Below are 15957 nucleotides of genomic sequence, written 5' to 3'. Positions count from 1 at the left end.
GCGCCGGAACTCGCATCATCCTGACGCAGTCACTCTTGTCCACAGGCCGGGGTAGTCGACAACGAAGCCGTGCGGCGAGACGCCGAGGATTTCGTCATAGCCGAATAAGGGCGCGGCGTAGGCGTAGCGCGTCTCATCAAGACGCCGATAGGTCTGTTCGAGACGCACCATTTCCAGTCTGGGAAAGGTCAGGTAAGCAGCCGGAGCGGGCGTCGTTGCGCCGATGCCAAGATCGAACCGGCGGATCGCAAGCAGATTCGACGCGGGCGTGAAACCGAGGTCGACGTCGATAAGACCGGTCACATCATGTTGCGGTTCGCCGTTCAGCATCCACCGGCCGTCGGAATCCCGTTCGATCGCGTGGTGCAGCCTGTTACCGCCCAGAAAGCCGCTGACGCGCGCCGACTGAGTACGCCAACCGGTATCGCAGTCTACCCGATAGGCAAGGCAGCATGGCTTGTCGTCCTGGATGAAGATGGCCTGCCCCTCGAGGCTGTGACCGCTATCGGTCCGCGAAAGCAGGCATCCGTCATGCCCTTCGAGGTCTAGCCTCCGCCAAAGGATCGAAACCGGCGTCGCTGTCATCGCTCACTCCTCTGGTTCAAAACGATGCTTCCCATTCGTCCGCGAGGCCGATCGTGTTTCATGGCGATGCTCGGCAGCTGACATGGCCTGACATGGAGCGCCGCGATGTCAGCAGGGGAAAATGTTGCCTTGACATTCGATGCCTCACGCCCGACTTCCTAGCGTCCGAGGAGACCAACCGATGCCTGAGCCCCGACGATCGACGATCGATGCCGGAGAAGTGGAACGCTTTTCCGCCCTTGCCGCCGAATGGTGGAACCCGAACGGCAAGTTTCGTCCGCTGCACAAATTCAACCCAATCCGGCTTTCCTATATCCGCGACCAGATCGCGGCGCGCTTCGGCCGCGACCCGCGCGCGGCGCGGCCGTTCGAGGGCCTGCGTATCCTCGACATCGGCTGCGGCGGCGGGCTTTTGTGCGAGCCGATGGCGCGGCTCGGCGCCGAGGTGGTCGGAGCGGACGCCTCCGAAACAAACATAGAAGTGGCGAAACTGCATGCCGCCGAAGGCGGTCTGAGCATCGACTATCGCGCCACGACGGCAGAAGATCTCGCCGAGGCCGGCGAGAAATTCGATGTCATCCTCAACATGGAAGTGGTCGAACATGTCGCCGACATCGACCTGTTCGTCGCCAAATGCGGCGAGATGGTCAAGCCCGGCGGCATCATGTTCGTGGCCACCATCAACCGCACGTTGAAGGCGCTCGGCCTGGCCATCATTGGTGCCGAATATGTGTTGCGCTGGCTGCCGCGCGGTACCCATCAGTTCGGCAAGCTGGTGCGCCCGGAAGAGCTGGAAAAGGCGCTTGGCGGCGCCGGCCTGACCATCATCGACCGCACCGGCGTCACCTACAATCCGCTTGCCGACCGCTGGTCGCGTTCGAAGGACATGGACGTCAACTACATGGTGCTGGCGGAAAAGGGATCGGTCTGAACGGCCAATCCTCAGCCGCCGCCGATACCCACAGCCCGAGCCCGGCGGCGACGCCGGCGAAATAAGCCCGAACCCGTCAGGCTTTCTGGCTCTGCGCCTTTGTGGTGATGAACACGCCGGCGGTGATGATGACGGCGCCGATCCAGGTCAGCAGCTGATAGTGTTCGCCAAGGAAGATCGTACCGGCAAACAGCCCGACGGCCGCCGCGACATAGCCAATCTGGCTGAGATAGACCGGACCGCCCACCGCCTGCAGCCGGAAGAAGAAAGCAAACATCGCCGATGCCGAGGCCATCTGCGCCACCACGGTGAGCTGCACGGTGCCGAGTTGGATGAAGGCCTTGCCGCCAAGCAAGATCAGGATGCCGACGAGCAGCATCGTCGCGGACGCCAAATGGCTGCCGACCGCGAGTTCGATAGGACCGGTTCCTTCCGGCCAGTCGATGGTGCGGTAGATGTTGCCGGCAGCGAGACTGACAGGAATGAGCAGGCCCAGGACGACCCAGAAGATTTCGGCCGGCTGGCCGGCCTCGCCGCGCGTCACCGCCACCATGACCGCGCCGACGAAGCCGACGGCGATGCCGATGATGCCCAGCATGTTGGGGCGCCGCACACCGAGCAGGATTGAAAACACCAGCGTGACGACCGGCGACAGCGTGAACATGATGCCGGTGTAGCCGGCGCCCAGATGCGGAATGGCCGAAAACATCAGGAGATTGGGGACGGCATAAGACACCGCGGCGGTGACGAAGAAATAGCGCAGTTTGTGCCCGGTGAGCCGGATGCGCTGGCCGCGCAGCAGCAATACGACGAGAAGCACACCGCCGGCGCCGAGCGAGATGACGAAGGCCCAGACCATGGCCGGCACGCCGGCCGCCGTGGCGAGCTTGCCGAAAGGCAGCGTCAGGCCAAGCAGGCCGCCGGTGACGACCAGCAGGCCGAGCGCCGAATCCCAGAGAAGCTTCATCATCGAGCCCTGTCGCGTGCGGCCCTTGGCCGGCATTGCATCTTCGGGTAAGATAGTGGAAAGATTCTTAGCGTCAAGATACATTATGGTGAGATAGATGGACCGTGCAGGGAAAGCCATCGAGCAATGGCAGCGGGAACGACCGGACCTGGACGTGTCGCCGATGGCGGTGATCGGGCGCTTGAACGAGGTCTCCGCGCTGATCGCGCGCGAGCGCCTTGCGCCGCTCTTTGCCCGTTTCGGACTGCAGGCGGGAGAGTTCGATGTGCTGGCGACGCTGCGCCGTTCAGGCTCGCCTTACGCGCTGACCCCGACAGCGCTTTATGAAGCGACGATGGTGACCTCCGGGGCCATGACCAACAGGCTGGATCGGCTCGAAACATCCGGATTGATCCAGCGCGCGCCACACCCCAACGACCGGCGCGGCATCGTCGTGCGGTTGACCGAAAAGGGGCTCGCCTTGATCGACGAAGCTGTTGCCGCCCACGTGGCCAATGAGCACCAGATCCTGTCCGGCCTGACACAGACCGAACGAGAAACACTTTCGCGTCTGCTGGAAAAACTGATCGGCAGCGTAAGCTAATTGCTAGCTAGTTCCGGTCGTCCGGAAACACCGGGATCGGCATGAAATCGACGCCGTCCTCGGCCAGGCCCTTGGCCTCTTCCAGCGTCGCCTCGCCATAGATGCCGCGGGCATCGGTTTCGCCGAAATGGATCTTGCGCGCTTCCTCGGCGAACTTGTCGCCGACATAGTCGGCATTCTCGCGCACCTTCTCGGCCATCGCCTTCAGTTGTGCCATGGCCTGCTTCTGCGCCTCGCCCATGGCAAGTGCTATGGTTTCCTGCTTGCGGGCCGTGGAAACGGCGGGCGCCATCAGGGCCTTCTCGACCTTGTGCGAGCCGCAGCTGGGGCAATCGACAAAGCCGCGCTTCTTCTGCGTGTCGAAATCGCCATTGCTGCGAAACCAGCCCTCGAACTCGTGCTCGTTTTCGCAGATGAGGGAAAAGCGGATCAAGAGGCGGCACCCCTGAGACGCGGCGCCTCGCCGGCGTTGATGGTGAAATCCCGCGCATTTTTCAAATTGGGGATCTTCTTGCGCGCGGCAATCGACTGCGCCGGGTCGATCTCGGCAACGATCACGTCAGGTTCGTCATGCGCGGCTTCCGCGATGATGCGGCCCCACGGATCGACGATCAGCGAATGCCCATAGGTCTCGCGGCCGTCCTCGTGCAGACCGCCTTGCGCGGCGGCTACGACAAAGGCGCCGTTCTCGATGGCGCGTGCTCTGAGTAGCACATGCCAGTGCGCCTCGCCGGTCTGGCGGGTGAAGGCGGCCGGCACGGAAAGCAGGTCGGCGCCGGCCATCGCCTCGGCGCGGAACAGTTGCGGAAAACGCAGATCGTAGCAGACGGCAAAGCCGAGCTTAGCACCCCCGATCCCGGTGACGACGGCCTCTGTGCCGGGCTCGTAGGCGGCCGATTCACGCCAGCTCTCGCCATTGTCGAGATCGACGTCGAACATGTGGACCTTGTCGTAGGTGGCGAGCGTCGCGCCATCGGGTCCGAACAGGAGCGCGCGGTTGGCAAGCTTGCCGTCGGCGCGCAGGATGGCGGTCGAGCCGATATGCAGGTACACGCCGAGTTCGCGCGCCAGCCTGCGCGCCGTCGAGACGATGATGTCCTTGTCCTCGGAGGTGAAGGAGGCGGCGCGCGCCTGCTTGTCGCGGATCAGCGCGCCGGTCATCTCCGGCGTCTGGATATAAGTCGCGCCCTGGACTGCCGCCTCGCGCACCATCCGCTCCATATCGGCCGCATTGCGCTCGGGGCTCTCGCCTGAACGCATCTGCACTGCCGCTGCCTTGAAGACACCCATTGTCACCCCCTCAAATCGACGCGCCGTTGGCGAGCAGTTTGTCCAGCCGGCCTTCCGCCTCCAGTTCATGGAGGTCGTCGCAGCCGCCGACATGCGTGTCGCCGATGAAAATCTGCGGAAAGGTCGTGCGCCCGTGAGCCCGCGACATCATCTCCTGGCGCAGTTCCGGCGAGAAGGACGCGTCGTGCTCGGTATAGGCGACGCCTTTGCGCTCCAGCAGCCGCTTGGCCGCCGTGCAGTAGCCGCACATCATACGCGTATAGATCGTGACATCGACCATGACGAATTCCGCTTCCGTTGCCGACTTATATAGTCGCGGACTCGTCCGCCCGGAAGTCCCCCGGTAACACGCGGGCAAAGGTCAGCACGTCGACGGCGGCGGCGCCTCCCTTTTTCAGCGCCTTGGTGGCGGCACGGACGGTTGCACCGGTGGTGTAGACATCGTCGATCAGAAGCACCCTGCGGCCGGCAATCTCGATCTCGGCCTCGGCGGGCACGCGAAAGGCGGCGCGCACGTTCTCCTCGCGCTCGTGCCGCTCCAGCCCCACCTGCTGGCGGGTGAGTTTCACGCGATGCATGGCGGAAGGCGCGAAAGATAGCCCGCTGAGCTCGCAAACCGCGCGCGCCAGTTCCGCCGATTGGTTGAACCGCCGCCTGAAAAAACGGCGCCAATGCAGCGGCACAGGCACCACCACATCCGCGTCGGCGATGAGGTCGGCGCCCACGCGGACCATCCAGCGCGCCATCCAGGGAGCGAGATCGGTGCGATCCTGATATTTCAGCCCTTGCACCATCTGGCGGGCGACGCCGGAATAAGCGACCGCTGCCCGCGCCCGCTCAAAGGGCGGCGGATCGGCGATCGCCTCCGCCGACAGAAAACCCTCGCCCATGTGATGGGTGAACGGCGTGCCCATTACCGGGCACCAGGGCCGCTCCAAGAGCCGCAGCTTCGGCCAGCAGGCGCCGCACAGCACGCCGGGCTGCGAGACCTGCCGGCGGCAACCGGCGCAGACCGGCGGAAACAGGATACGCGCCGGCCAGCCAAGAGCCGACCGGGCTGCCGACCCGGCCAGCTTCCTGATCTCGTCGGACTTGATCTTGGGCATCGGATCGGCCACGTGGTTGGTTTCTCGTCGCCACCATACGAACCATATCAGGGCGCGGATATACAAGGACCCATCCCTTGCAACCTATAATGGATACCTCTGTTTGGTTGACGCACAAACGGCGTGCGCTCATCCATCCGGTTGACGGTGCCGACTTCCTCATGCATCGCGCCGCCGAGGACCTTGCCGACCGGCTGGGCGCCGTCGAGCGCAGGTTCGCCAAGGCGGCGGTGCTGTTTTGCCAGACCTCGGCTGCGGCCGACGTCCTTGCGCGGAGCGACAAGGTAGCCGACATCGCCCGTGTCGAGGCGGATGCGGCTTTCCTGAATGGTGCCGCCGGCCTGATTGCGCCGCTGGAGACCGTGCCGTTCGAGCCGCAAGGTCTCGATCTGGTGGTGTCGCTTTTGTCGCTGCAGACGATGAACGACATCCCGGGCATGCTGATCCAGATCCGCCGCGCCCTGCGACCGGACGGACTTTTCCTTGGCGCCTTCGCAGGCGCCGGCACGCTTGCGGAACTGCGCGAAAGCCTGCTTGCCGCGGAGACCGAGCTCTACGGTGGCGCCAGCCCGCGCGTCATCCCGTTCACCGATGTGCGCGATGCCGGCGCACTGCTGCAGCGCGCCGGTTTCGCATTACCGGTCGCCGACGTCGAGACGGTGACCGTGCGCTATGCCAACTTGTTTGCGCTGATGGCCGATCTGCGTGCCATGGGCGAAACCACCGCGCTTACCGACCGCAGCCGGCGGCCGGGGTCACGAAGGCTGTTTGCCCGCGCCGCGGAAATCTACGCCGAACGCTTTTCCGATCCCGATGGTCGCATCAGGGCAAGCTTCTCGATTGTCTGGATGTCCGGCTGGGCGCCCGACGCGTCGCAGCAAAAACCGCTGAAGCCCGGTTCCGCCAAGGTTTCGCTAAAGACAATATTAGAGAAGCCTGAAGGACACTGACCCGTTCGCGGGCATCGGCCCAGAGCAATCCAGGAAACTGCGTAGCGGTTTTCCCCGGGAAAACGCGTAGCGCTTTTCCCGGGAAAACGCGTAGCGCTTTCCCTTGCGGAATTGCGTGAAAACAGGAGTTAGAGCGGTCCAGCGGTTCTATCAAACAATGACCGCGCTACTGGGCGAAGGCGTTGGCAAGTCTACTGGAATTGTCGCTGAACAACCAAGTGATCGCGTTGAAGACCTGATTGATGCCGCCGACGATCGTCAGCGACAGCACGGCAATGATCAGGCCATATTCGATGGCCGTGGCCCCGTTTTCGTCCTTCAGAAAGCGTAGCAGCACTGTTTTCATCACGTTCATCCCTCTTGCCGCAACCCTACCGCCGACCTGTTAAGAAAGGTTAACGGCACAGGCTTAACAGGCGATGAAATCGCCGCCTTTTGGAAATGTCTTAACCTTGTCAGCAGTCGCCACTGCTTTTGCCATCGGAGCGGATAATGCAGACCCCACCGGGCTCGGCCTGCAGCACGCTGCGGCGCACTGTATAGGTGCTGCGATGGCTGATCGAACCCGTAGCCGTCATGTCGAGGCCGGGGAAATCTTCGCGGGCCGATTGCGAGCGCGTCTGACTGTCGAGGAAGGGGGTCGCGATCAGCGCCAGCGCCACCGCGGCCGATCCGAACAGCAACGTGACCCGCAGGACGCCCATGCCGGCATCGGCGGCACGAAAACCGCGGTCGGGCCGGATCGTATCCCAATCCCTGTCCAGGCTCATTCTATCGCTCCCCAGCGCATGGCGGCGGCCGTACCAGAACGGCCATCCATCAATTTTTCATGATGAGATAAATCTTCCATTAACGCTGACTGACATGGACCGTGGTCCAATCAGCTCTCAGAGGAGATCGATCAGGAAGGGAATCAATGGCGCGTCGGCCGGCGGCATCGGATAGTCGCGCATCCGTTTCGGCCGCACCCATTTCAGCGCCTGCCCTTCCCTCGGCTGGGCGATGCCGCGGAAGCGGCGGCAGACAAACAGCGGCATCAGCAGATGGAAGTCGTCATAGGAATGGCTGGCGAAGGTCAGCGGCGCCAGGCATGGGATCTCGGTTTCGATGCCGATCTCCTCATGCAGTTCACGGATGAGGCATTGTTCCGGCGTCTCTCCGGCTTCGACCTTGCCGCCGGGAAACTCCCAGAGGCCGGCAAGTTGCTTGCCTTGCGGCCGCTGCGCCAGCAGCACGCGACCGTCGGCATCGACCAGCGCGCAAGCGGCGACCAGGAGCAGGCGCTTGCCGCTGGATATCACATCATTCATGTCCGGGCGGCCGGCGGTAATGATAGCGATAGACTTCCTCGAAGCCGAGCGTGCGGTAGAGCGCCAGCGCCGGCGCGTTACCCGCCTCGACCTGCAGCCAGGCTTCCCGCGCGCCGCGCAGCCTCGCCCATTTCAGCGCCGACAGGATCAGGTTGCGGCCGTGGCCCTTGTTACGCGCCGTCTTGTCGGTGGCGACCTCGAACAGGCCGGCCAGATCGCCGTCATGCACGCAGATCAGCGTCGCCAGCGGCTCCGCCCCATCCTCGAGCGCGAACAGCCCGGCCTCGGGCTGGATAGCGCCGATGATCTCCGACAGGCCCGGCCGCAGCGATACGTCAGAGCCGCTGACCTTGAGCAATGCGCCGATGAAGCGGCTAATGTCCTTGAGCGGGATCTGGTCCATGGCGGCCTCGAGATGCGCGTCGGCCAACGGCAGCCGCATGACGAGCGATTCGTCGAACCGGCTCCAGCCCTCCTTGTCGAGATGGCTGGCAAGATCGGGCCCGGAGAGTGGCGACATGCGGAACGTCAACGGCCGGCCATAGGCATCGAAACGGCGGCTCGCCCGACCGATGCGGTCGGCGATGTGCTGGATGTCGCCGGGATCGAGCGGATTGACCGAGTTCAGCCGCTTGGCCGGATGGCCGGCGGTCAGGCGCACCACCCACGTGCCGTCATAGTGGACGGCGGCCGCGGGCCAGGCGCGAAAGCCGGCCGCCTCGTAGCGGCGCACTGTCGCGAGCATGCTTGCAGGATGACGCGAACCCAAGGCGATCAGCTCCGGTAGTCGCCGTTGATGGCGACATATTCCTTGGTGAGATCGCAGGTCCAAACCGTCGCCTTGCCACGGCCGATGCCGATATCGGCGCGGATGCGGATGTCGTCGCGTTTCATGTAGGCCGAGGTCGCTTCTTCCGAATAGCCGGGGTCGCGCTCGCCCTCATGCGCCAGCCGGTTGTCGCCGAACCAGATCGACAGCCGGTCGCGGTCCGCGGGCTCGCCGGCCTTGCCGACGGCCATGACAACGCGGCCCCAATTGGCGTCCTCGCCGGCGACCGCCGTCTTCACCAGCGGCGAATTGGCGATCGACAGCGCGATGCGCTTGGCCGAGCGGGCCGACTTGGCCCCGGTGACGGTGACCTCGACCTGCTTGCGGGCGCCCTCGCCGTCGCGCACCACCTGCAGCGCCAGCGACTTCAGCACCTTGCCGAGCGCCCGGCGGAACTGGCCAAGGCGGGCATCTCTGGGATCGGTGATTTCAGGCGCGCCACGCTTTGCCGCCTTGCCGGTGGCGAACAACAGCAGCGTGTCGCTGGTCGAGGTGTCGCTGTCGACGGTCACCGCGTTGAACGTCTTGGCCGTGCCGCGCGACAACAGGTCCTGCAGGACCGGTGCCGCGATCGGCGCGTCGGTGGCGATGAAGGACAGCATCGTCGCCATGTCGGGCGCGATCATACCGGCGCCCTTCGAAATGCCGTTGATGGTGACATCGGCGTCGCCGAGCTTGACCGTCTGCGTCGCCACCTTCGGATAGGTATCGGTGGTCATGATGGCCCTTGCCGCCTCGGTCCACAGGTCCGGCTTGCCGTCATTGACCAGCCCGGCGAGCAGATGGCTGAACTTGGTCGTGTCGAGCGGCTCGCCGATGACACCGGTCGAGGCGAGGAAAACCTCGGCTGCCGTGCAGCCGGCCGCCTTGGCCGCTGCTTCGCCCGTCATCGCGGTCGATTCGCGGCCTTTCTTGCCGGTGAAGGCGTTGGCGTTGCCCGAATTGACGACCAGCACCCGCGCCTTGCCGGTGCCAAGGTTCTGCCGGCAGAAATCGACCGGCGCCGAGGGACATTTCGACTTGGTGAACACGCCGGCGACCGCGGTACCGGCGTCGAACACCATGGCCAGGAGATCCGTACGGTTCTTGTACTTTATTCCCGCTTCGGCGGTGGCGATGCGCACCCCTTCGATTTCCGGCATTTTGGGGTATTTCTTTGGCGCGAGCGGCGAAATCGTCGTGGACATGGGACCTCGGGCGGGAAAATCGCAAGGGGAAGGCCGGTTTGCCCGATACGGCGCGCCGGTGCAAGCGCCGTTTTCGTCGCTCCCGCCAGGGCAAACACGTTAAGGATTAAGCTTGCATTTCAAATCTGTTGGCGTCGCCGGGGTCCATGGCGCTATGGTCCTCCCCATGGGCAGGCTTGCGATCCTCGCTTGGGTGCATTTCTGGGACTTTTGCTGCTACGCGCCGACGCCGAGCCGGCGCGGCGCGGCGCGTGGCGCTCGTCATCGGCAACGGCACCTATGCCGAGGCCGGCACGCTGGCCAATCCCGTCAACGACGCGCTCGACATCGCCGACAAGCTGCGTTCCACCGGCTTCGAGGTCATCGAAGGCAACGATCTCGGCAAGCGCGCGCTTGAACGCAGCATTGGCGAGTTCTCAGATACGCTCGAAGGTGCCGGCGTCGGGCTTTTCTATTATGCCGGCCACGGCCTGCAGGTCGAAGGCCGCAACCATATCGTGCCGGTAGACGCCAGGCTCGACATGCCGGTGAAGCTGCAGCTCGAAGCAGTGCCGATCGACGAAGTCCTCGACATCATGGAACAACAGACCAAGGTCAGCCTGGTCTTCCTCGATGCCTGTCGCAACAACCCGTTTTCCCGCAGCTTGAGCCGCACCGCCTCCACCCGCTCCGCGGCGGCGCTGGCGGGTCTGGCGCAGTTCGATTCGACGTGCGGCTCATTCATCGCCTTTTCGACCGCGCCGGGTGCTGTCGCCATGGACGGCAGCGGGCGCAACTCGCCCTTCGCTCAGGCCCTGCTGCGCCACATCGCCGAACCCGGCCAAAGCATCAACGACATGATGATCGCGGTGCGCCGCGACGTGGTTTCGCAAACCCGCGATGCCCAGCGCCCCTGGGAGCAGGGCTCGCTGCTCGAACGCTTCGAATTTGTGCCCGGCGAAGGACCGGAAAAAACGCCTGCGCCGGCCACGCCACCCGCGCCCTCGACGCAAGTGGCTACGCTCGAGCGTTCGGTCGGCGACGACAAAAGCGCGATCGAGAAATTCTTGCGCGACGACGACCTGTCGCCGGATGTCAAGGACATGCGCACCGCCATCCAACGGCTTTACGGACCATCGGCCACCATCTTCGGCACCCCTTACGATACCGAGACGCTTGTGAAGGTGAAGAGCGACTGGTTCGCGCAATGGGCCTCCTGGCCGCTTGGCCTCGAGCCAGGCAGCCTGGAGGTCACACCGCATGGCGAGAGCAGCGCCCAGGCCGTCTTTGCCATGAACTACGACTACAGGCCAAAGGACAAGTCCGCGGCACCTGTGGCCGGCAAGGCGCGGGTGACGCTGGAATTGGTCAAGACCGATAAGGGATGGCGCGTCGTGTCGGAGACATCGCGGGCGATGTGAGACACCGCTTGATGACCGCGGCGCCCCTGCGTCACAAAACGGGTCGTTTCGTTTCATCGCCGGATCGCTTATCATTGCCAGCGAATTGAAACGAGGACGACAGGAATGGCCGAGGCGGCTGATACGGCGCGCAAATCGATCGGTGCGCGGCGCAATCCCGACAGTGCGGACGCCATTCTGGACGCCGCCGAGGCAGTCCTTGTCGAGGCCGGTTATGCCGGTTTCTCGATCGAAGCGGTGGCGCGGCGCGCACGTGCCGGCAAGCCGACCATCTACCGCTGGTGGCCAAGCAAGGCCGCACTGCTGCTCGAAGTCTATCAGCGCCAGAAGCGCGTCGACGTTCCCGATACCGGAAAACTGGAGGAGGATCTCGTCGGCTTTTTGATGAACCTGTTCTCGCATTGGCGCGAGACATCGTCGGGCAGCGTGTTCAGGTCGCTGATCGCCGAGGCGCAGTCGGATGAAACCGCCGCCGAAGCCCTTGCCGATTATGCTGGCGGACGCCAGGCCCACACCCGCCAGATCATCGAACGCGCCAAGGCAAGGGGCGAGATCGCCAGCGACATCGATCCGGCCGTGGTTGCCGATCTCGTGGCTTCCTACGCCTGGCGGCATCTCCTGACCAACCGGCTCGGCGAACCCGAAGCGACGATACGCAAGGTGGTCCGCTACCTCATGCAAGGCATAGCACCCGGCAGGTAGGCAGCACTTGCACGTGCCAAAAAAAGGGCGCGGCGCCTTTGGCTGCCGCGCCCTTTTTCGAGGCTGTTCGCGCCTACTTGGCGCTTTCCAGCGTATCGACGGCCTTCTTCAGCTTGGCGTCGGGGATCTCGACCTTGGCACCAGCGCGCAGCGACTTGACCAGCGCGAAATACTTGTCCCGGATGACAGCCTGCTTGGCCTGGTCCTTGACGTCGTCGAAGGCAGGCGGCTGCTTGGCGCGCTTGTCCTCGAGCTTGATGACGTGCCAGCCGAACTGCGACTGGACCGGCTGCTCTGTGTACTTGCCGACATCGAGCGCGAACGCCGCCTTGTCGAACTCCGGCACCATCTGGCCAGGTCCGAACCAGCCGAGGTCGCCGCCATTGGACTTGCCTGAGGGATCGCTGGTGTGTTCGTTGGCGAGCTTCTGGAAGTCGGCGCCGCCGTCGAGCTGCTTGATGATCGCCTCGGCCTCTTCCTTCGTCTTCACGAGGATGTGACGGGCATGCACCTCGTTGACCGGCGGCGTGTTGGCGATTTCCTGGTCGTAGCGGGCGCGAACCTCGGCGTCGGTGACCTTGTCGACGACGCCCTTCTCGACCATTTCGCCATGCAGCGCGCGCTGCTGCAGGAAGGCCATGCGGCGCTGGAAGTCGGGATCCTTGTCGAGGCCTGTGGTGACCGCCTGGGCGGCCATGACGCGGATTTCGATGGCGGCCGAAAGGGCCGCGGCGCGGCGCTGCTCGGGCGGCAACTGCGCGAATTGCTGCGACAGTTCGCCCTCGGCAAGCACCAGATCGGCTTCGGTCAGGGGCTGGCCATTGACGGTGGCGATCACGGTATTCGGGTCGACCGGCGCCGCGGCCGGTGCGGCCGCATCCGCCGGGGCGGCCGGTGCGGGAGCGGCCTCCTGCGCCATCGATGGCGACAGGCAAAGAGCCGACAGGCCGAGGGCAAGGCCAAGGCTGGCAAGCGACGCACGGCTGAACAACAAGGACATAAGGATGACTCCGGTGAGGGATTGTAAGGAGGGCGGCTTCCAGATCAGCCAGATTGTGGCGGAATTTGGCGCGACCGGCAGGGCCAGCGCGGCGTTGACATCAGTTGAGCCCCCTCTTATCTGTCCATCGACTTGGCGTCCAGAACCGTTTTCCGGGCGCTTTTTGTGTTTGCCCGCATTCAGGCGGTGCGTTCACGTGGATGTGATGGGGCCGGCCGGCGCCTGTCTCAAGATTGAGAATTCTATCGAAAGGACCATTGGATGGTCAGTCTCGGCGGTCTCGCCCGTAAGGTTTTCGGTTCCTCCAACGACCGTCGGGTCAAATCGACCCGCCCCCGCGTCGAGGCGATCAACGCCATGGAAAACGAGATGCGGGCACTCTCCGACGCCGAGCTTGCCGGTCGCACGGAAAAGTTCCGCCAGGACATCGCCAACGGCGCCAGCCTTGACGACCTGTTGGTCCCTGCCTTCGCGACCGCCCGCGAGGCGGCGCGCCGCGTGCTCGGCATGCGCCCCTTCGACGTCCAGCTGGTTGGCGGCATGGTGCTGCACAATGGCGGCATCGCCGAGATGCGCACCGGCGAGGGCAAGACCCTGGTCGCGACGCTGCCGGTCTATCTCAACGCGCTTGCCGGCAATGGCGTCCATGTCGTCACTGTCAACGACTATCTCGCCACTCGCGACTCCGAATGGATGGGCCGCGTCTACAAATTCCTCGGCCTTTCGGTCGGCGTCATCGTCCACGGCCTGTCGGACGAGGAGCGCCGCGTCGCCTACGCCTCCGACGTCACTTACGCCACCAACAACGAGCTCGGCTTCGACTATCTGCGCGACAACATGAAGTATGAGCGCGCCCAGATGGTGCAGCGCGGTCACAACTACGCGATCGTCGACGAGGTCGATTCCATCCTGGTCGACGAAGCGCGCACGCCGCTGATCATTTCCGGTCCGCTCGAGGACCGTTCGGAAATGTACAACACCATCGACACCTTCATCATCCAGCTGCAGCCGCAGGATTATGAAATCGACGAGAAGCAGAAGACCTCGATCTTCACCGAGGAAGGCACCGAGAAGCTGGAGAACATGCTGCGCGATGCCGACCTGCTCAAGGGCGAGTCGCTCTACGACGTCGAGAACGTCGCCATCGTCCATCACGTCAACAACGCGCTGAAGGCGCACCGGCTGTTCCAGCGCGACAAGGACTACATCGTGCGCAACGGCGAGATCGTCATCATCGACGAGTTCACCGGCCGCATGATGCCGGGCCGCCGCTATTCGGAAGGCCTGCACCAGGCGCTCGAAGCCAAGGAGCATGTGGCGATCCAGCCGGAGAACCAGACGCTCGCCTCCGTCACCTTCCAGAACTATTTCCGCCTCTACAAGAAGCTTTCCGGCATGACCGGCACGGCGCTGACCGAGGCCGAGGAATTCGGCAACATCTACGGTCTCGAAGTCACCGAGATACCGACCAACCTGCCCGTTATCCGCAAGGACGAGGACGACGAGGTCTACCGGACGGTCGAAGAGAAGTACAAGGCGATCGTCCGGGAGATCCGCGAAGCCAGCGCCAAGGGCCAGCCGACGCTGGTGGGCACGACATCGATCGAAAAGTCCGAGCAGTTGGCCGAGCGCCTGCGCAAGGAAGGCTTCACGGATTTCGAGGTGCTGAACGCCCGCCACCACGAGCGCGAGGCAGCGATCGTCGCCCAGGCCGGCAAGCCCGGCGCCATCACCATCGCCACCAACATGGCCGGCCGCGGTACCGATATCAAGCTTGGCGGCAATGCCGAGATGCGCATCGCCGACGAGCTGGGCGACATGCCGGAGGGTCCCGAGCGCGAGGCGCGTGAGAAGGAGATTTATGCCGACGTCGAGCGCCTGAAGGAAAAGGCGCTGGCCGCCGGCGGCCTTTACGTGCTCGCCACCGAGCGCCACGAGTCACGCCGCATCGACAATCAGCTCAGAGGTCGTTCGGGCCGCCAGGGCGATCCCGGCCGCTCGAAATTCTTCCTGTCGCTGCAGGACGACCTGATGCGCATCTTCGGCTCCGAGCGCATGGACGGCATGCTGCAGAAGCTCGGCCTCAAGGAAGACGAGGCGATCATCCACCCGTGGATCAACAAGGCGCTGGAAAAGGCACAGAAGAAGGTCGAGGCGCGCAACTTCGACATCCGCAAGAACCTGTTGAAATATGACGACGTCTCCAACGACCAGCGCAAGGTGGTGTTCGAGCAGCGCATCGAGCTGATGGACGGCGAAGGCCTCTCGGAAACCATCGGCGAGATGCGCGAAGGCGTCATTGATGAGATCGTCGCCAAGGCGATACCCGAAAACGCTTATGCCGAGCAGTGGGACGTCGCGGGCCTGAAGGCCGAGGTCGCCGAATTCCTCAATCTTGACCTGCCGGTCGAGGACTGGGTGAAGGAAGAAGGCATCGCCGAGGACGACATCCGCGAGCGCATCTCCGCCGCCGCCGCCGACGCCGCCAAGGAGCGTGCCGACCGTTTCGGACCCGAGGTAATGACCTATGTCGAGCGCTCGGTGGTGCTGCAGACGCTCGACCATCTGTGGCGCGAGCACATCGTCAATCTCGACCATCTGCGTTCGGTGGTCGGCTTCCGCGGCTACGCCCAGCGCGATCCGCTGCAGGAATACAAGAGCGAGGCGTTCGAGCTGTTCCAGGCGATGCTGGGCAATCTGCGCCAGGCCGTCACCGCGCAGCTGATGCGTGTCGAACTGGTCCGCCAGGCCGCCGAAGCCCCGCCGCCGGAAGCGCCCGACATGTTCGGCACGCATATCGACGGCACCACCGGCGAGAACGATTTCGATGGCGGCGAGACCGCGCTGTTGGTCCGCCCCGAGACAACCGCCATCGTCGCTCCCGAAGATCGCGACCCGAACAACCCCGCAAGCTGGGGCAAGGTCGGCCGCAACGAAGCCTGCCCCTGCGGCTCCGGCAAGAAATACAAGCACTGCCACGGCGCGTTCGCGTAAGGACGCGCTTCCCTTCTCCCCGTTTCACGGGGAGAAGGTGGCCGAAGGGCCGCGATGAGGGGCGGCGGCGAGGCTTGCGATTTTGTCTGATGTCTCCACCTTGGAGGTGACTTCGCAACCGCG

The 15957-nt window shown here is 64.2% G+C and carries 18 protein-coding genes; 6 read left to right on the top strand and 12 right to left on the bottom strand.

The window, feature by feature from the left end; translation table 11 throughout:
- Positions 1-15: 15 nt before the first annotated feature.
- Positions 16-585: a putative glycolipid-binding domain-containing protein gene (locus O7A60_RS05070; protein WP_337105316.1), complete on the bottom strand. Its 570-nt coding sequence runs from the start codon at positions 583-585 to the stop codon at positions 16-18.
- Positions 586-766: 181 nt separating this feature from the next.
- Between O7A60_RS05070 and ubiG the strand changes: the two genes are divergently transcribed.
- Positions 767-1516, top strand: a complete 750-nt coding sequence (gene ubiG / locus O7A60_RS05065) for a bifunctional 2-polyprenyl-6-hydroxyphenol methylase/3-demethylubiquinol 3-O-methyltransferase UbiG (RefSeq protein ID WP_337105315.1) — start codon at positions 767-769, stop codon at positions 1514-1516.
- 76 nt (positions 1517-1592) lie between these two features.
- Here the strand turns inward: ubiG and O7A60_RS05060 are convergent, their stop codons facing one another.
- Entirely contained in the window at positions 1593-2483 is an 891-nt protein-coding gene (locus O7A60_RS05060) for a DMT family transporter (RefSeq protein WP_337105554.1), read from the bottom strand.
- Positions 2484-2580: 97 nt separating this feature from the next.
- Here O7A60_RS05060 and O7A60_RS05055 point away from each other — a divergent pair, with 97 nt between their 5' ends.
- Positions 2581-3066 (top strand): MarR family winged helix-turn-helix transcriptional regulator, encoded by a 486-nt coding sequence (locus O7A60_RS05055; protein WP_337105314.1) that lies wholly within the window; start codon positions 2581-2583, stop codon positions 3064-3066.
- A gap of 7 nt (positions 3067-3073) precedes the next feature.
- Here the strand turns inward: O7A60_RS05055 and O7A60_RS05050 are convergent, their stop codons facing one another.
- From O7A60_RS05050 to O7A60_RS05035, 4 genes are read right to left on the bottom strand one after another with little or no spacing between them, the layout of a single operon-like run.
- Positions 3074-3499: a DUF1178 family protein gene (locus tag O7A60_RS05050; RefSeq protein ID WP_337105313.1), complete on the bottom strand. Its 426-nt coding sequence runs from the start codon at positions 3497-3499 to the stop codon at positions 3074-3076.
- Positions 3496-4356 (bottom strand): carbon-nitrogen hydrolase family protein, encoded by an 861-nt coding sequence (locus O7A60_RS05045; protein WP_337105311.1) that lies wholly within the window; start codon positions 4354-4356, stop codon positions 3496-3498. The genes O7A60_RS05050 and O7A60_RS05045 overlap by 4 nt, the downstream gene beginning before the upstream one ends.
- Positions 4357-4366: 10 nt before the next feature.
- On the bottom strand, positions 4367-4636 hold the full coding sequence (gene grxC / locus O7A60_RS05040) for a glutaredoxin 3 (protein WP_027143431.1): 270 nt from the start codon (positions 4634-4636) through the stop codon (positions 4367-4369).
- A gap of 25 nt (positions 4637-4661) precedes the next feature.
- Complete coding sequence (locus O7A60_RS05035) at positions 4662-5474, bottom strand: ComF family protein (RefSeq protein ID WP_140769597.1); 813 nt, start codon at positions 5472-5474, stop codon at positions 4662-4664.
- 65 nt (positions 5475-5539) lie between these two features.
- Here O7A60_RS05035 and O7A60_RS05030 point away from each other — a divergent pair, with 65 nt between their 5' ends.
- Positions 5540-6412: a methyltransferase domain-containing protein gene (locus O7A60_RS05030; RefSeq protein WP_337105308.1), complete on the top strand. Its 873-nt coding sequence runs from the start codon at positions 5540-5542 to the stop codon at positions 6410-6412.
- 166 nt (positions 6413-6578) lie between these two features.
- Here the strand turns inward: O7A60_RS05030 and O7A60_RS05025 are convergent, their stop codons facing one another.
- The 5 genes from O7A60_RS05025 to argJ form a co-directional block, all read right to left on the bottom strand.
- Complete coding sequence (locus tag O7A60_RS05025) at positions 6579-6758, bottom strand: Flp family type IVb pilin (protein ID WP_337105307.1); 180 nt, start codon at positions 6756-6758, stop codon at positions 6579-6581.
- Between the two features lie 109 nt (positions 6759-6867).
- Positions 6868-7182 (bottom strand): hypothetical protein, encoded by a 315-nt coding sequence (locus O7A60_RS05020; RefSeq protein WP_337105306.1) that lies wholly within the window; start codon positions 7180-7182, stop codon positions 6868-6870.
- 117 nt (positions 7183-7299) lie between these two features.
- Entirely contained in the window at positions 7300-7722 is a 423-nt protein-coding gene (locus tag O7A60_RS05015; protein WP_337105305.1) for a (deoxy)nucleoside triphosphate pyrophosphohydrolase, read from the bottom strand.
- Positions 7715-8467 carry a GNAT family N-acetyltransferase gene (locus O7A60_RS05010; protein ID WP_337105553.1) on the bottom strand — a complete coding sequence of 251 codons (753 nt, stop codon included), beginning with the start codon at positions 8465-8467 and terminating at the stop codon, positions 7715-7717. The genes O7A60_RS05015 and O7A60_RS05010 overlap by 8 nt, the downstream gene beginning before the upstream one ends.
- Positions 8468-8496: 29 nt before the next feature.
- Positions 8497-9738, bottom strand: coding sequence for a bifunctional glutamate N-acetyltransferase/amino-acid acetyltransferase ArgJ (gene argJ / locus O7A60_RS05005; protein ID WP_337105303.1), 1242 nt, complete (start codon positions 9736-9738; stop codon positions 8497-8499).
- Between the two features lie 251 nt (positions 9739-9989).
- On the opposite strand from argJ, the gene O7A60_RS05000 reads away from it, so the two are divergent.
- On the top strand, positions 9990-11138 hold the full coding sequence (locus O7A60_RS05000) for a caspase family protein (RefSeq protein WP_337105302.1): 1149 nt from the start codon (positions 9990-9992) through the stop codon (positions 11136-11138).
- 105 nt (positions 11139-11243) lie between these two features.
- Positions 11244-11840 carry a TetR/AcrR family transcriptional regulator gene (locus tag O7A60_RS04995; RefSeq protein WP_337105301.1) on the top strand — a complete coding sequence of 199 codons (597 nt, stop codon included), beginning with the start codon at positions 11244-11246 and terminating at the stop codon, positions 11838-11840.
- A 73-nt stretch (positions 11841-11913) separates the two neighbouring features.
- Here O7A60_RS04995 and O7A60_RS04990 read toward each other — a convergent pair whose 3' ends face one another.
- Positions 11914-12840 (bottom strand): peptidylprolyl isomerase, encoded by a 927-nt coding sequence (locus tag O7A60_RS04990; protein ID WP_337105300.1) that lies wholly within the window; start codon positions 12838-12840, stop codon positions 11914-11916.
- 261 nt (positions 12841-13101) lie between these two features.
- Between O7A60_RS04990 and secA the strand changes: the two genes are divergently transcribed.
- On the top strand, positions 13102-15834 hold the full coding sequence (secA, locus tag O7A60_RS04985) for a preprotein translocase subunit SecA (RefSeq protein WP_337105299.1): 2733 nt from the start codon (positions 13102-13104) through the stop codon (positions 15832-15834).
- The last annotated feature ends 123 nt before the right edge of the window (positions 15835-15957 follow it).

The organism is Mesorhizobium salmacidum (SeqCode) (assembly GCF_037179605.1).
Lineage (GTDB): Bacteria > Pseudomonadota > Alphaproteobacteria > Rhizobiales > Rhizobiaceae > Mesorhizobium > Mesorhizobium salmacidum.
The sequence above is the reverse complement of the archived record's forward strand: the minus strand, read 5'-3'. Positions and strand labels throughout refer to the sequence as shown.

Coding starts and splice junctions, on each gene's coding strand:
- O7A60_RS05055 (WP_337105314.1), top strand. CDS start 2,581: ATGGACCGTGCAGGGAAAGCCATCGAGCAATGGCAGCGGGAACGACCG.
- O7A60_RS05020 (WP_337105306.1), bottom strand. CDS start 7,182: ATGAGCCTGGACAGGGATTGGGATACGATCCGGCCCGACCGCGGTTTT.
- argJ (WP_337105303.1), bottom strand. CDS start 9,738: ATGTCCACGACGATTTCGCCGCTCGCGCCAAAGAAATACCCCAAAATG.
- O7A60_RS05045 (WP_337105311.1), bottom strand. CDS start 4,356: ATGGGTGTCTTCAAGGCAGCGGCAGTGCAGATGCGTTCAGGCGAGAGC.
- O7A60_RS04990 (WP_337105300.1), bottom strand. CDS start 12,840: ATGTCCTTGTTGTTCAGCCGTGCGTCGCTTGCCAGCCTTGGCCTTGCC.
- secA (WP_337105299.1), top strand. CDS start 13,102: ATGGTCAGTCTCGGCGGTCTCGCCCGTAAGGTTTTCGGTTCCTCCAAC.
- O7A60_RS05025 (WP_337105307.1), bottom strand. CDS start 6,758: ATGAAAACAGTGCTGCTACGCTTTCTGAAGGACGAAAACGGGGCCACG.
- grxC (WP_027143431.1), bottom strand. CDS start 4,636: ATGGTCGATGTCACGATCTATACGCGTATGATGTGCGGCTACTGCACG.
- ubiG (WP_337105315.1), top strand. CDS start 767: ATGCCTGAGCCCCGACGATCGACGATCGATGCCGGAGAAGTGGAACGC.
- O7A60_RS05010 (WP_337105553.1), bottom strand. CDS start 8,467: ATGCTCGCGACAGTGCGCCGCTACGAGGCGGCCGGCTTTCGCGCCTGG.
- O7A60_RS05060 (WP_337105554.1), bottom strand. CDS start 2,483: ATGAAGCTTCTCTGGGATTCGGCGCTCGGCCTGCTGGTCGTCACCGGC.
- O7A60_RS05015 (WP_337105305.1), bottom strand. CDS start 7,722: ATGAATGATGTGATATCCAGCGGCAAGCGCCTGCTCCTGGTCGCCGCT.
- O7A60_RS05070 (WP_337105316.1), bottom strand. CDS start 585: ATGACAGCGACGCCGGTTTCGATCCTTTGGCGGAGGCTAGACCTCGAA.
- O7A60_RS04995 (WP_337105301.1), top strand. CDS start 11,244: ATGGCCGAGGCGGCTGATACGGCGCGCAAATCGATCGGTGCGCGGCGC.